Annotated in this window: 9 protein-coding genes and 2 tRNA genes; 6 read left to right on the forward strand and 5 right to left on the reverse strand. The window is 44.3% G+C overall.

Annotation, left to right across the window (positions count from 1 at the left end):
• Nucleotides 1-65: 65 nt before the first annotated feature.
• The 4 genes from BHC51_RS06780 to BHC51_RS06795 all read right to left on the reverse strand — a co-directional run bounded on the left by BHC51_RS06780 (nucleotide 66) and on the right by BHC51_RS06795 (nucleotide 4249).
• Nucleotides 66-1946 (reverse strand): AMP-binding protein, encoded by a 1881-nt coding sequence (locus BHC51_RS06780; protein ID WP_100153618.1) that lies wholly within the window; start codon nucleotides 1944-1946, stop codon nucleotides 66-68.
• A gap of 601 nt (nucleotides 1947-2547) precedes the next feature.
• Nucleotides 2548-2853 (reverse strand): helix-turn-helix domain-containing protein, encoded by a 306-nt coding sequence (locus tag BHC51_RS06785; protein ID WP_100099113.1) that lies wholly within the window; start codon nucleotides 2851-2853, stop codon nucleotides 2548-2550.
• A gap of 248 nt (nucleotides 2854-3101) precedes the next feature.
• Nucleotides 3102-3923, reverse strand: coding sequence for a hypothetical protein (locus BHC51_RS06790; RefSeq protein ID WP_100153619.1), 822 nt, complete (start codon nucleotides 3921-3923; stop codon nucleotides 3102-3104).
• Between the two features lie 250 nt (nucleotides 3924-4173).
• Nucleotides 4174-4249: transfer RNA gene (locus tag BHC51_RS06795), tRNA-Phe, on the reverse strand.
• A gap of 256 nt (nucleotides 4250-4505) precedes the next feature.
• On the opposite strand from BHC51_RS06795, the gene ampD reads away from it, so the two are divergent.
• The 4 genes from ampD to galU all read left to right on the forward strand — a co-directional run bounded on the left by ampD (nucleotide 4506) and on the right by galU (nucleotide 9851).
• Nucleotides 4506-5090 carry a 1,6-anhydro-N-acetylmuramyl-L-alanine amidase AmpD gene (gene ampD, locus BHC51_RS06800; protein WP_100153620.1) on the forward strand — a complete coding sequence of 195 codons (585 nt, stop codon included), beginning with the start codon at nucleotides 4506-4508 and terminating at the stop codon, nucleotides 5088-5090.
• A 106-nt stretch (nucleotides 5091-5196) separates the two neighbouring features.
• Nucleotides 5197-6456: a cell division protein ZipA C-terminal FtsZ-binding domain-containing protein gene (locus BHC51_RS06805; protein ID WP_180296456.1), complete on the forward strand. Its 1260-nt coding sequence runs from the start codon at nucleotides 5197-5199 to the stop codon at nucleotides 6454-6456.
• 93 nt (nucleotides 6457-6549) lie between these two features.
• On the forward strand, nucleotides 6550-8973 hold the full coding sequence (gene ligA / locus BHC51_RS06810) for an NAD-dependent DNA ligase LigA (protein WP_100153622.1): 2424 nt from the start codon (nucleotides 6550-6552) through the stop codon (nucleotides 8971-8973).
• A gap of 5 nt (nucleotides 8974-8978) precedes the next feature.
• Nucleotides 8979-9851 carry a UTP--glucose-1-phosphate uridylyltransferase GalU gene (gene galU / locus BHC51_RS06815; RefSeq protein ID WP_100153623.1) on the forward strand — a complete coding sequence of 291 codons (873 nt, stop codon included), beginning with the start codon at nucleotides 8979-8981 and terminating at the stop codon, nucleotides 9849-9851.
• Nucleotides 9852-10169: 318 nt separating this feature from the next.
• On the opposite strand, the gene rtcR is transcribed toward galU, so the two are convergent.
• Complete coding sequence (gene rtcR, locus BHC51_RS06820; RefSeq protein WP_100153624.1) at nucleotides 10170-11798, reverse strand: RNA repair transcriptional activator RtcR; 1629 nt, start codon at nucleotides 11796-11798, stop codon at nucleotides 10170-10172.
• Nucleotides 11799-12119: 321 nt separating this feature from the next.
• On the opposite strand from rtcR, the gene BHC51_RS06825 reads away from it, so the two are divergent.
• Nucleotides 12120-12192, forward strand: a tRNA-Trp gene (locus tag BHC51_RS06825).
• 278 nt (nucleotides 12193-12470) lie between these two features.
• Entirely contained in the window at nucleotides 12471-14045 is a 1575-nt protein-coding gene (locus tag BHC51_RS13070; RefSeq protein ID WP_257384785.1) for a slipin family protein, read from the forward strand.
• Nucleotides 14046-14078: the final 33 nt, after the last annotated feature.

Genomic DNA, 14078 nt, shown 5'->3' on the forward strand with positions numbered 1-14078 from the left:
CATAAAACAAATAAAGTACTTAAAATTCAAATTAAGTACTTTATTTGCGCCAACAGCATCAAAACCTAATTCAGCAGCTTCTGCTGCACCTGATACACCACATCCTGTACCGTTTTACAACGCACCAGAGCCGGCGCATCCAGTTGAATATTAAACCGTTCAGTAATCCTGCTGGCCACCATCATTAATTGTTTCAGGCGCAAACCCATGACCAGAATTTCAGATTGCACAGAAATATCACCTGCATCGTCTGCCTGTTGCGGGCGGCAGTCACGAAAAATAGCCACAACACTATCTGCCACTGCCTGATTTTGCTCCGCTGCGGCCGCAGCCTGAGCTGGCACAGCCTGATACAGACGCTCCTGCGCCATCTGCTGTATACGTTTCCGGTCTACTTTCACATTATGCGTAAGCGGAATCTGGTCAATAGCCAGCCATCTGGTGGGAATATGCGACTTAGGCAGGCTGGCTAATAAATATTGCTTTAACGCATTAATATCCACATTCTGCCTGCCCGCAGGCAGCGTATACACCGCCACCAATTCATGCATAGACGTTACCGGATGAGTACAGCACACCACCACACCGTCCTGTAAACAGCCAGATTTAGCCAGCACAACTTCTACTTCTGCTGCCGAAATCCGCACCCCCTTGATTTTCAGATAGCCTTCAGCCCGCCCTGCAAAAATAATATTGCCATCCGTACGCACATAGCCCAGATCACTCATGCGCAAAGCAGTTTTTCCCGCAGCGCATTGCAGCGATACAAAATCGCCGGTGAGTAACTGCCCATCAAGCAAATAGCCATTGGATAAATTCACTCCCGCCATATACATCTGGCCAACTTCACCCACCGCACACGGCTGCAACTGTTCATTCAGAATATAATATTGATTGTGCGCCAAAGCCCGGCCATAAGGAATCACATCCACATCCTCAGCAGTAATTTCATGCCAGATACTCCAGATAGTGGTTTCCGTAGGGCCGCCCAGAGAAAACAAACGCGCGTGCGGCAGATGCTGGCGTAAATATTGAATCAACGCCGGCTTAACATAATCGCCGCCCTGCGCAACCAGCCGCAGCGATTGCAATTGTTCTACCCGAGCCACACTGCACAACATATCCACAATCGCCGGCACACTCACCCAGATCGTAACATTATGCGTCGCCACCAACTGCGCCCATGCACAGGCATCCTTCACCTGTGCCGGCGTTGGAATCACCAGAGAAGCACCAAGTGCCATTGCTGCAAAAACATCGAATACAGACATATCATGATGAAAGGGCGTTACTGCCATCAGCACATCGTCACGATGCATATTCCATCGGCCAATCGTTTGCCCGAGTACATTGGCTGTAGCCAGATTATTCAGTACCACACACTTTGGAATCCCCGTACTGCCAGAAGTATACAAGTAATAGGCCGCACGCTTATTCAGTGCATAAGAACACTCAGGTCTTTCTGGTACTGGCGTAGCCAGAACGTCATCAATCAAAACACATTGCCAGCCGTCTGGCTGTGCCTTAGCGATAACCACATCAACTTTACTGTTAGACAGCAAATAGTCGCGTCTGGCCTCAGGTGCATCCATATCAACCGGTAACCAGATAATACCCAGCAGCGCACAGGCTAAAACAGCATAAACATGTTCAGCACTTTTGGGCAGACATACCGCCACCACTGCGCCAGCCTGTAAATCCTTTTGCTGCAAAGCAAACATTATTTTGGCCACATTCTGTCCAAGCAGTGGATAACTAATGGCTTCACCAGCATAAAACAGCGCAGTTTTATCCGGCACCGCGTCAAATAGATTGTGCTGAATATATTCCAGAAAACGAAAAGCATCTGCTGCTGTCGCTTCACTTGTTGAACTCCGTGCAGACACATCATTCACACCAGATTGAAAATCCTGCTGTTGCTGTAACTTAGAAGTATCAGAGTGCATGTAAGCTTTCTCCCAAAAATATAGACTGAAACTGATTACTCCCCATCAGAAACAACATTCTATACATGCTTAACCATTTTTAAAAGATAATAATAATTATTTTCATTTATATGCAACAGTATGAACAGTATGATTAGAAGAAATTTTTATCACATCCATTGCAGCCAGCAGATGCTTACAATAGCAGGTATCTTTCTGGCTAGCCAATGATCAGTCAAATAATAGAAAATATCAAAAAGGAATATATTAACTGTATCTTTAGTAGAACGAATCGACCAACAGTTTTTGCAGTTTCCGGTAAGGATAAAAAATTATTCAAAAAACACTATTAACTCTGTTACAGGATTAAAAATAATTCTGCTTCTTCCTCAGCGCCTGCATCAAACCAATCTGGCAAATTGAGAACTAATATACAATATAGCTGATACAGCCAACCAGCAATCCCTGTCTGGATTTAATCCACAGCGCTGGCGAAAGTGTTTTAAGTGCAGAAGCCAGTCTTTAAACTGTTTACCAGATACAGTAGCAATAGAGAAAGCATAAAACACAAAATACGGCTTCCTCTATTGCTGTGTTCTTATTATTTTATTCAGAGTAGTAATTAATCGTTGTGCTTGTGGGTATCAGTTAACAGCGTATACACAGCGATACTGTGTACCACACCGGCGGAATCATATTCATGCCGTCGCGTCGTTTCAATCACATAGCCCTGATTACGTAATTCATTAATACGTGGAGCCGGACTACAGATACCCAATGCGCGCAGTTCCAGAGTGCTGTGCGGATGTTCACGTAAGCGTTGCAGAATAAAGCTGCGCTGAGTGGCGTAGCTGGTACTTTGCAGTGGCTGAGCAGCTGCATCACTGTGTTTTTTGGCTGAAATATCAGCAGTAGGGATATTATTCATTATCTGCCCTCCGCATTTATTGACAGCTTATCTGCTAAAACCGGATGCTGATGCTGCAATGAAAAACTTTGACCGACCAAGCGTAAATTACCCGATTCAGGAAATTCAGAAATAACACTGAAAATTACTATTGGTTGTATAAGGTTATTGGTCATATTTTTTGCCTCGATTGGGAGCTGTTCAAAACAGGCAAAAGATTAATTGCAGATAAGAATCTGTTAAATGAAGCAGCATGTTGATTTCCGGAATTAGCTTGATGATTTCCCTATTTCATGCTCAAATTCTTTTATCCAGTTTCTAATGGTTTTCTCTGAAAAATTACTATTATTCGGCATAGGTAAAATATTTGTCACCGCTTTTTCAAGCATATCGTTTATAAAATTCTGCTTTGCTCCTCGATTTGTAAATTCTTTTCTTGCCATTAACCAATATTCTTTTACTTTCTCTTTTGTACCAGCTTTTTCGTATGGACTTTTTTTGGCTTTGCCTGCTTTGCGCGCTCTTGCTGTGAGTGTATTAGCAACTTCTTTTTTTGCATTTTCTAATTCAATAGAAGCATTATTCAGCCACTTTAATTTTTTTTTAGTCCGAGCATTTTTTTCTACCACAATAGGTTTGTTTGCTTTTAATATCCTTAATTCTTGCTCTAAGTTTTGAATTTGTTGTACTAATTGTTTATTGTAACGTATTTGAGTATAAATGATTGCAGCCTGTGCTGGATTATCTTTTTGTTTCTCCAACTCCTGAATTTTAATTTTTGCTGCATCTAATTCTTTTGTGAGTTGCTCGTTCTGCTCCATTAATGGTTTAAGCCATAATCTCAATCTTTTTATTCTTTTATTTATTTTATGGCTATACTGAAATATTGAATTATAATTCTTAAGCAAAGTCGCTAATGATACAAATTTTGGTGCCGATTTTATCTTCTTAGTTGTATCTTTGCAGAAACTAATAATTTTATTATTTTCATCTTCATTTGTTTTTAAATAATTTTCAAGTTTAAGAATTGAATAGAAATGACCATCTTCAGACAGAAAATCAAGCGGTTCCAATTGTTCTTTACGATTCATTTTTTATTCCTTAATTAATTACATCAAACCGATAGGTAATTAAAAAAATGATTTTAAATTTCACAATATTTACTTTGCAGATTTCAGAATAATTGTAGAGTAGCGTATTGTAGTTTGATTTTTGGAAGATATTTAATAATTATTTTTTTTTGTATCAGCTGGTATTGGAAACCTTAGACATAATGAAATTGTCTGATTCATATTTATGCTTTCAACAGACAAAAAAATAACCGCATTTAGCGGTTATTAATGGTGGCCAGAGGCAGGATCGAACTGCCGACACACGGATTTTCAGTCCGTTGCTCTACCGACTGAGCTATCTGGCCAGCGGGGAAGAGTGCGCATTAAACCAGATATAATCTGGTTTGGCAAGTGTTTTATATGGATGATTGTATATGTGTCTGTTTATTTAACAGAAATAATCTGACTTTGCCTGCTTGTGCCCCAAGTGTTGTTTTGGCCTGGTCTGCTTATGGGCAGTAACTGGTCAATTTTCGGCTTTTTGCTTGATTATGTGCTAAAAGTAGACGCCTAATCAGAGCTGTATTAAGGTAAACATTTTTATTACAAGAGGCAAAGCGAATGCCGGGCGAACAAAAGCCGCTATGGACAGATGGTTGGTTACAGCAGTGTATTCATGTGCCGTCACCAAACTTCAGCCAGCGACCACAGCACACTGAAATATCGCTGGTGGTTTTGCATAATATTTCTCTGCCGCCGTTTGAATATGGGCAGCAGGCAGTACAGCGCCTGTTTACCAATCAGATTAGAGCGGATGAACCGGATGATTTTATGCGCTCGCTTATCAATTTGCGGGTATCAAGCCATTTTCTGCTGGAGCGTAGCGGAGCATTAACTCAGTTTGTTTCCTGTGATGATGCGGCTTTTCAGGCAGGAGTGTCGCGTTTTGATGGGCGTGAGGGCTGCAATGCGTTTTCAATCGGGATTGAGCTGGAGGGCTGTGATTTTGAGCCGTTCACTGAATCGCAGTATGCGCAGTTAGGCGGATTGTTGCAGACACTGTGTGAGTGCTATCCAATTAAGGCTGTCACGGGGCATCAGCATGTGGCGCCGGGGCGAAAATCTGATCCGGGGCATTTTTTTCAGTGGGACAGACTGCGGGCACAGGGTTTGCCGGTAACAACAGAATATCAATGGCTACTATAGTTTAAGGCTGCCGGCAGGGTTATTTTTGGTTATAATTCTATTTAACAGTTAATTAAATTGCGGCTTCCGCAAATTGTCTAGTAGGAATGTAATGAGTGATTCTGTATTGATTGTGTTGGTGGTGGGTGCTGTGTTCATTCTAGTAGTGCTGGCCTATAATATTTATCAGGAAAGCCAATACCGCAAACAATTGCGTGAGCAGTTTGGTCATGCCAATAAGGATGCTTTACTGGACAGTCAGGTGAGCTCAGTGCGTGATGGCACTCAGACACAGTCTGTGCTGAATGAGAAAACTGTGCCACCAGAAAATGAGGCGGATAATGCTGCCGGTTCATCTGTAGAGCAGGCTGAATCTGTGGTTATTGGTGAGGAAGCCGTACCTGAAGCGAGTGATGTCCAAATACAGGAACCTGAGGAGAATAGTGCAGAGCCGCTGATGCCTGAGGCTGATGAAGATGCACTACCGGCAAGTTTGTCTGTACACAGTGATATGGAGCCATTATCACGTACAGTTCCGGTAAAAGGACGTAAAACTTTACTGGACGTGCGCGATATGTCCAGACAAACGCTGCCGTGGTTTGATGTACGCTTTGATTATCTGGCTTATATTGCCTTGTATGAACCGAAAGAATTACACGCTATGCCACGCCTGAGTAGCCGTTCACGTTTTCGGCTGGTGGGCTGTACCATGGATGGTCGTTATCAAATTGCTGAGCCGATTCCCAGTGTTTATTATCAGGGATTTGTGGTTGGCTTGCAGGCGATTAGCCGCAGTGGTTTGCTTACATATGAAGAGCTGGTGCATTTTGGTGAACAGGCCAACCGGTTTGCCGAGCAAATGGATGGACAATTACTGTTAACGGATATTAATACTTTTCTGAATGTGGCGCGGCCATTGGATGAGCTGTGTGCACGGGTTGACCAGACAATTGCTATTCATCTGGTATCACGCACTAATGTCAGTGGTACGGAGTTGCGTGCTGCGATTGAGAAACAAGGTTTCGAACTGGGGCATGATGGTGCATTTTATTATGTCGATAGTAATGGTGAACCTTTGTTCAGTATTGTAACGCTGGATAACACCCCGTTTACTTCTACATTGTTAGCAAATCAAAATTATCGTGGATTCAGTATGTTATTTGATATAGTACACATACCGGACGGCGAAAAATGTTTTGATCAGTTTATGGATATGGCAGTTAAACTGTCCAGCCAGCTAAGCTTGGATTTGGTCAATGACAAGGTGGAAGAATTATCCACAGAATGGTTGCGAGAAGTACGCCGCTATGTGGTTGACCGGCAGAAGGAAATGAAACAGGTTGAGCTGAAGCCCGGAAGTGAGCTGACAAAAAGGCTGTTTTCCTGATATTGCCTGAGTTTTTTTAATATTATGATGAGATGGCAAGCCGCAGAATGGGGGTTGCCATTTCTTTTTCAGTTGCTTGAAGGAATAACTGGAATGAATTCAGTGAGCGAACAGCAAATTATCGATTTAACCGCACTGCTTAATCGTTATGCGCATGAATATTATGACTTAGATGCGCCTACTGTACCGGATGCAGAGTATGACCGGCTGTTCCGCGAGTTACAATCTCTGGAAGAACAATATCCGCAATGGCGCCAGCCGGATAGCCCCAGTATGCGTGTGGGTGGAAGCGCACAGCAAAAATTCACTGCTGTAGTACATCAGATTCCGATGCTGTCATTAAATAATGCGTTCTCACCGCTGGGCGATAACAATCAGTTTGACCATAGCGAGATGCATGCCTTTGATAAGCGGGTACGTGATGCTCTAGGCACTGAGCCTGAATATATTGTAGAACCGAAATTTGATGGTTTAGCCATCAGCTTGCTTTATCGTGATGGTTTGCTGGTGCAAGCTGCAACGCGTGGTGATGGTTATACTGGCGAAGATGTAACTGAAAATGCGCGCACGATTGTGAATATTCCTTTGCGCCTGCATGGGGATAATGTGCCCGATGTGCTGGAAGTACGCGGTGAAGTATTAATGTTAAAAGCCGATTTCGAGCGGCTGAATGCACATCAGCAGGCAGAAAATCAGAAAACATTTGCTAATCCCCGCAATGCGGCGGCTGGCAGTCTGCGCCAGCTTGATCCAAAAATTACTGCACGCCGGCGTCTGCATTTCTATGCTTACGGAATTGCCAGACTGGACGAGAATTCTGTACCGGATAGTCACAGTGAGGAGCTGGCGTTGCTGGCACGTTTGGGTTTGACCATACCGCCACAGGATACCTTGTGTTATCAGGCTGATATCAGAAAGGTGCTGGCATTTTATGAGCATATTTATCAGATACGTGCAGATTTGCCCTTTGGCATCGATGGTGTGGTGATTAAGGTCGATAATTTGGCACAGCAACAACAGCTTGGTTATGTTGCGCGGGCACCACGCTTTGCCATTGCGCACAAATTTCCGGCAGAGGAAATGCTCACCACAGTAGAAGCAATTGATGTACAGGTTGGACGTACCGGAGCAATAACACCAGTTGCGCGTTTAACGCCGGTATTTGTTGGTGGCGTAACCGTTACCAATGCAACTTTGCATAATGAAGGTGAAGCGCAGCGAAAGGATGTTCGCGAGGGTGATACAGTAATTGTGCGGCGTGCCGGTGATGTGATACCGGAAATAGTATCTGTAGTGCTGGCGCAGCGGCCAATGGTGGAAAAACCGAGTGCAGATTTGTTTACACCGCAAGAGGCAGTGCCAAAGTATCCGCCATTCCGTATGCCGCAACATTGTCCGGTTTGTGGGCATGAGATTGTGCGCGAAGAAGGTGAAGCAGTGGCACGCTGTAGTGGCGGTATGCTGTGTCAGGCACAGCGGGTACAGACATTGATACACTTTGCCTCACGCCGGGCGATGGATATTGAAAATCTGGGCGAGCGGCAGATTGAGCTATTAGTGGCACAGAAGCGTGTGCATCATTTCGCCGATGTATACCGTTTGCAATTATCCGATTTACTGGCTATGAAACAGCAGGCTAAACAGGAAGCAGCGGATAGCGCAGAAACAGCAGCGGATGAGCTGGCATTATCCACTACCAGTAAAGCCGCCAAACAGCAACCTTCCAGATGGGCAGAAAATATTCTGGCTGGCATCGCAGCCAGCCGCCGGCGTCCACTGGCCAATCTTATTTATGCTTTAGGTATTTTTCATGTTGGTGAACGCACTGCCAAACAGCTGGCACAGGCATTTGGCGATTTGGCCACGCTAACTCAGGCTACTGAGCCATTACTGGCCTGTTTGCCGGATATCGGTACTGTTGTGGCACATTCGGTAGCGTATTTTTTCAGTCAGGAAGATCAGACTGGTCAATTGCAGGAATTGCTTGATACAGGCGTAGAACCACAGACAGAAACCCGCCGGATACCGCTGCGTGAATATTTTGCTCCTGAGCGGATACTGGCACGCCTGCCCAGTGCAGGTTTAACCGAAACCCGGGCACAGAAACTCTGGCAACTGGCCGGAATGAACTGGTCGCAGCTATTAACAGATAAAGCTTTACCGGAAAGCTGGCAACAATGGTGCGCCCAGCCGGAAAACCGCTTATTACTGCAAAAAACCATTGCTTTACGTGAGCAATTACTCACTGGAGAGCAAGAAGAAAGAGCACCAGCAGCCAATGAAGCCATTGCCGGTAAAACTTTTGTGTTAACCGGTACCTTGCCAGACTGGTCACGGGATGTGGCGCAGCAGCATATAGAGGAGGCAGGTGGCAAAGTGAGTGGCAGCGTGTCGAAAAAAACCGATTTTGTCGTAGCAGGTGCCGAGGCAGGTAGCAAGCTGACCAAAGCCGAGGCGCTTGGTGTTACCATACTGGATCAGGCTGCGTTGATGGCTATGTTGGGAATTAAAGAGTAGAACAGATGAAAGCAGAACCAATCCGTAAATGTGTGTTTCCGGTAGCAGGCATGGGAACACGGTTTTTACCGGCTACCAAAGCCAGTCCGAAAGAGATGCTGCCGATTGTGGATAAACCACTGATTCAGTATGCAGTGGAAGAGGCCGTGGCTGCCGGCTGTACTGAGCTGGTATTTATTACCGGCCGCAATAAACGCAGCATAGAGGATCATTTTGATAAAGCGTATGAGCTGGAAACCGAGCTGGCCTACCGCAACCAGAATAAACTGCTGGATTTTGTGCAGGATATATTGCCGCCTAATGTTACCTGTCTGTATATTCGCCAGCCGGCTGCGCTGGGATTGGGGCATGCCGTGCTGTGCAGCCGTGCAGCGGTGGGTAAAGATAACTTTGCTGTAGTGCTGGCAGATGATCTGATTGATGCTGGACAAGGAGCATTAAGCCAGATGATGGATGCTTATTATCGTACTGGTTGTAATGTAATCGGGGTGGAGAATGTCGACCCACAACAGACCGGTGCTTACGGTATTGTGGAAATAACCAACGAAGATGGCTTTGACTATGTCAAAAGTATTGTGGAAAAACCGCATCCGGATGAAGCACCGTCACATCTGGGGGTAGTAGGGCGTTATATTTTATCTGCCCGCATTTTTGATTTTTTAACTAATTTACCACGTGGAGCAGGCGGAGAAATCCAGTTAACCGATGCTATTTCCCGCTTGCTTACCGAACAAAAAATGCTTGCTTATGCTTTTGCCGGCAGACGTTATGATTGTGGTGATAAGCTTGGTTATCTGGAAGCAACAGTGGCGTATGGAATGAAACATCCTTTAGTGGGTGAAGACTTTAAAAAATTGTTGCAACGGATGGTGTGTTAACAGCGTATTCAATGCAGATACCGTAATTCATTTATACACGTCTCCTCTGAATAGTATTATTTACCTGTCTGCGGTCTTGCAGGCAGGTAAATATTACCTAGGAGGATGATTTTTCTGTGTCGGTAACAGATAGAGCTTGGTTATAGATGATGAGCAGTCATCATGCGTTCAATTGCATACCAGACAATAGATAGTGAGTAATCCATAACTGGTTTTCACCTTCCATCAAATGCTTTTTTTAATGCTTTTGGCTACCGAAAGCAGCGGAAGCTTATATCATCAGGTAACCATTGATAGATAAATCAATTGTACTGATTTTTAATCGCTGCTACAGGCACTATCTTTTATCTGCTCCCAGCTTAAATCAAACTTGGCCAGATATTTTTTCAGCCTGTCGGCATCATTGGCACGCTGTTTCTGTGCCCGTGATACCGCAAACAGATAGCGGCCGGCCTCGGATAAAGTTCGGCTTTTGCGGCATACTTCAATCACCTTTTCTAGCTGATAGCGGTCGAATTCATCAATTTCAACCGGAATCAGTGCATCGGCGGGTGTTGTCTGCTGCCAGTGTTGCTGTAAGCGCTGAATTTCGTCTTCAACCTGTGTCAAAGTAATATTACCTTGCGTGGCCAGCGTAGCCATACGGGTAATAGAAGCGGTGAGCTCACGGAAATTGCCCGCCCATCGTGCAGTAGCCGAAGTGGCAAAGTTTACATAGCGGGTTCTGGATTGCTGATTAAAGCGTGGCATAGTGCCATATTCCTTGGCATAGCGTGCCAGCTCAAAATCAATATTTGGTTCAATATCTTCTTTGCGTTCTGCCAGTCCGGGCAGTTGATAGCTCCATAAATTAATCCGTGCGTATAAATCTTCCCTGAAGGCGCCACAGGCAATTGCCTGTTTTAAGTCTTTATTGGTGCTGGCAATAAGCTGGAACTGGCTGGAAACCAGTTTATCCGAGCCCAACGGATAAAAATGTTTTTCTTCAATGGCTTTGAGCAGGATAGCCTGTTCATCTAATCCCAGTTCGCCGATTTCATCCAGAAACAAAAGGCCGTTATCAGCTTGTTTGAGCAGGCCGCTTCTGGCCATGCTGGCGCCGGTATAAGCTCCCTTAATATGACCAAATAAAGTGGACATGGCATTATCACCGGTAAGAGTAGCGCAGTTAATTTCCACAAACTGGCCGCTTATCTGATGCTGATTCAGCTTAAGCTGGTAAATTTGCCGAGCAAGAAATGATTTGCCGGCGCCGGTAGGGCCGCATAGCAGGATAGGCGCATGCGAGCGGCTGGCTACCTTTTCTATTTCAGTAATCAGCTGATTGTAATGCGGGTTTCTGGTGGCAATGCCGGATTTGAGTAATTCAGTAGCTTGGCCGGCGTATTGCTGAAAGCGGGTCAGAATCTGGTCGTAGCGGTTCAGATTCAGGTCAATGATATTGATTTGTCCGCGGCTGCATAGCTGTTGATGCTCTGCCGGCTCAGTTAACGCCGTTTCTGGCTGTGCTACCCCTTTGGTCGGCGATAATTGCAGCAGTCTGGCCGGATAAAAGCGTGATTCTGCCAGCAAAAACCAGCAAATCTGCATAACGTGTGTGCCGGTAGTGATATTTAAATAATAATTTTCATTTTCATAATCAAATTGATAGCTGTTTGCTAAATCCAGTAAACAGGTATACACCTCCTCAAAATCCCATGGGTCATGTATATGTACTGCAACCGGATTAACCCGTGTATCTGGGGCAATGGTTTTAATATCCTGAATAATTTCAGCCAGTAACTCGTTATCATTGACGTGATAAAGCAGTTCAAAGCGAGATACCGGCAATTCCGGATGATTACAGACATCAACTGTTGGCCGCCAGCGCCCCCAGCGTTTTCTGCCTTTACCGCGCTGGTCAAGCACATTGCCCAAAAAGCCGAATACAACATTTTTTCTGCTCATAAGATTGTTCTACTGGTTTATAAATATAAATAAAATTATATATAAATTTATAAAATAATGTTGGATTTAAGCAATAAATAGCTGGCAAATAATTTTAAAATTTAATTATTTAATTAATAAAAATAATAGTTTATAAAAATTTCCTAAAGAAATTTACCAGTTGGTACAGTAATTGCAATAAAGCCTATGTCTGCAATACATACTGTCTGATATGGCAGTCAGGTGCATAGCGAATGCTGCCGGATTCGCCGCAAGGCCAATTCATTTGCATTATCAACATGTATTCCTGAGTATGAAAGACACCTCCCTTTCACGGAGTATTTTTGAAAAGCTCACTGGATAGAGCAATTGGCACCAAACCAATCTGTGACAGGTTCGATTCCTGTTTCAAAAATCACTTAGTAATACTTGTCGTATTAAGCAATACCAGTCAGTAAATGGGAATAAGCACAGTAGTAAAAGCTTAGACACAGGAAAAACCGGTTAACCGGGCAAACTCAGCCATGGCTGTTTTGTCTGGGTAAAAAAACCGGATAGCAGGCAAAATATTTATTAACCATAAGCAGGCGATAATTAGGTTATGGTGATGAATCTTTCCCCTGTTATTCCGTTACTTAATCCGTTTGATTGTGTTCATCCTGTTTGCTGGCTGCAATAGACAGGAGAATTAATATGCTGAAAATAATTGATGTAAAAAAGGGTGAACTGGCTGTTGTGGGTAAACGAGATGAAATTAGTACCATTGTTACCGCCGGCCGCCATACTTTCTGGGATCCCTTTTCTGCCATAACCTATTATCTGGTGGATCTGGCCGATACTGAAATCGAGCCGGCCATCGCCGAAAAACTGCTTAATTTTTATCCGCAGCTAGTAGAAAAATACTGTCTTTATGTCCATGTAGCGGATAATGAAATTGCCCTGCGTTATGAAGAAGACATGCTGGTAGAGATCATTATGCCGGCCACCAAAGCACTTTACTGGCAGAGTTATAAAGCGCAATCGATTAAAAAAGTGACTTTGCAGCAGGGCTACCGTTTACCGGATGATGTAGCACTGGAACTGATACAGGCCAAAAATACCGCCAGACTGATTACCGGTATCGACAATATCAAACTGCATTATTTTATAGATGAACAGATTGGTACACTGTTTGTGGATAACCAGTTTGTACAGATTATTCCGCCTAAATCCGTAATTGGTTTGTGTGAGTTCAAACATAAACTTGTACTGGGTAAATACAAATTACAGGATAACCGTATCGATGACGTACTTGCTGCTACGATTGAGCAGAATGCACCAGAACAGATGCAGCAATACTGTGTACAGATGCAGGTAGGCGCCAATCAGGCCGGTTTACGCTTCGAGGATGATTTACTGGTGGAAATCCTGCCGCCGGGAACAAAACGATTATATTGGCAGAATAACAGCAAGCAGCACATGCAGATCATAGAACTGGCTGATGGCTATCAGCTATCTGAACAAATGGTGCAGCAGTTATTGCAGCCTAAATTACGTAAGAAAGAAGTGATTGGAGACAGCAGCATACTGATTGCGCAGGTGCCGGCTTATCATGTTGGTGTATTAAAAGTAAATGGCAAAGTGCAACAGCTACTGGATGCCGGCATCACCGCTTACTGGCGCTTTAACCGCGAAATCAGTGTTGAAATCGTCGATACACGCTTGCAGACAGTAGAAATATCCGGGCAGGAAATACTAACCCGCGACAAAGTCAATCTGCGTATCAACCTAGTAGCCAACTGGTGCTATACCGATGTGTTAACTGCTTTCGCCAAAGCTGCCCAGCCTGTGGAACTGTTGTACCGGCAATTGCAATTTGCCTTACGCGAAGCAATTGGTACCCGCACGCTGGATGAATTGCTGGAAAACAAGGATGTGATTGATGAAGTTATCAATGCGCATATGCAGGCAAATATGACTGGTTACGGAATAGAAACCGTTAGCGTAGGTGTGAAAGATATTATTCTGCCGGGCGACATGAAAACCATACTGGCGCAGGTAGTGGAGGCTGAAAAAGCGGCACAGGCCAATGTAATCCGCCGCCGCGAAGAAACTTCCGCCACCCGCTCCCTGCTGAATACCGCCAGAGTAATGGAAAATAACCCAGTGGCTTTACGCTTGAAAGAAATGGAAACACTGGAACGCATTGCTGAACGCATCGACAAAATTTCAGTTGTGGGCGGTCTGGATCAGTTATTACATGGTTTGATTAACATTCAGGCGAAATAGCAGCCTAACCTAGGCTGATTGATTAAACAGAAA

This window comes from Snodgrassella alvi (genome assembly GCF_002777745.1).
Lineage (GTDB): Bacteria > Pseudomonadota > Gammaproteobacteria > Burkholderiales > Neisseriaceae > Snodgrassella > Snodgrassella alvi_D.

Excerpts from the sequence above, each read along its gene's own strand:
- BHC51_RS06780 (WP_100153618.1), bottom strand. The coding sequence starts at position 1,946 with ATGCACTCTGATACTTCTAAGTTACAGCAACAGCAGGATTTTCAATCT.
- BHC51_RS06785 (WP_100099113.1), bottom strand. The coding sequence starts at position 2,853 with ATGAATAATATCCCTACTGCTGATATTTCAGCCAAAAAACACAGTGAT.
- BHC51_RS06790 (WP_100153619.1), bottom strand. The coding sequence starts at position 3,923 with ATGAATCGTAAAGAACAATTGGAACCGCTTGATTTTCTGTCTGAAGAT.
- ampD (WP_100153620.1), top strand. The coding sequence starts at position 4,506 with ATGCCGGGCGAACAAAAGCCGCTATGGACAGATGGTTGGTTACAGCAG.
- ligA (WP_100153622.1), top strand. The coding sequence starts at position 6,550 with ATGAATTCAGTGAGCGAACAGCAAATTATCGATTTAACCGCACTGCTT.
- galU (WP_100153623.1), top strand. The coding sequence starts at position 8,979 with ATGAAAGCAGAACCAATCCGTAAATGTGTGTTTCCGGTAGCAGGCATG.
- rtcR (WP_100153624.1), bottom strand. The coding sequence starts at position 11,798 with ATGAGCAGAAAAAATGTTGTATTCGGCTTTTTGGGCAATGTGCTTGAC.
- BHC51_RS13070 (WP_257384785.1), top strand. The coding sequence starts at position 12,471 with ATGCTGAAAATAATTGATGTAAAAAAGGGTGAACTGGCTGTTGTGGGT.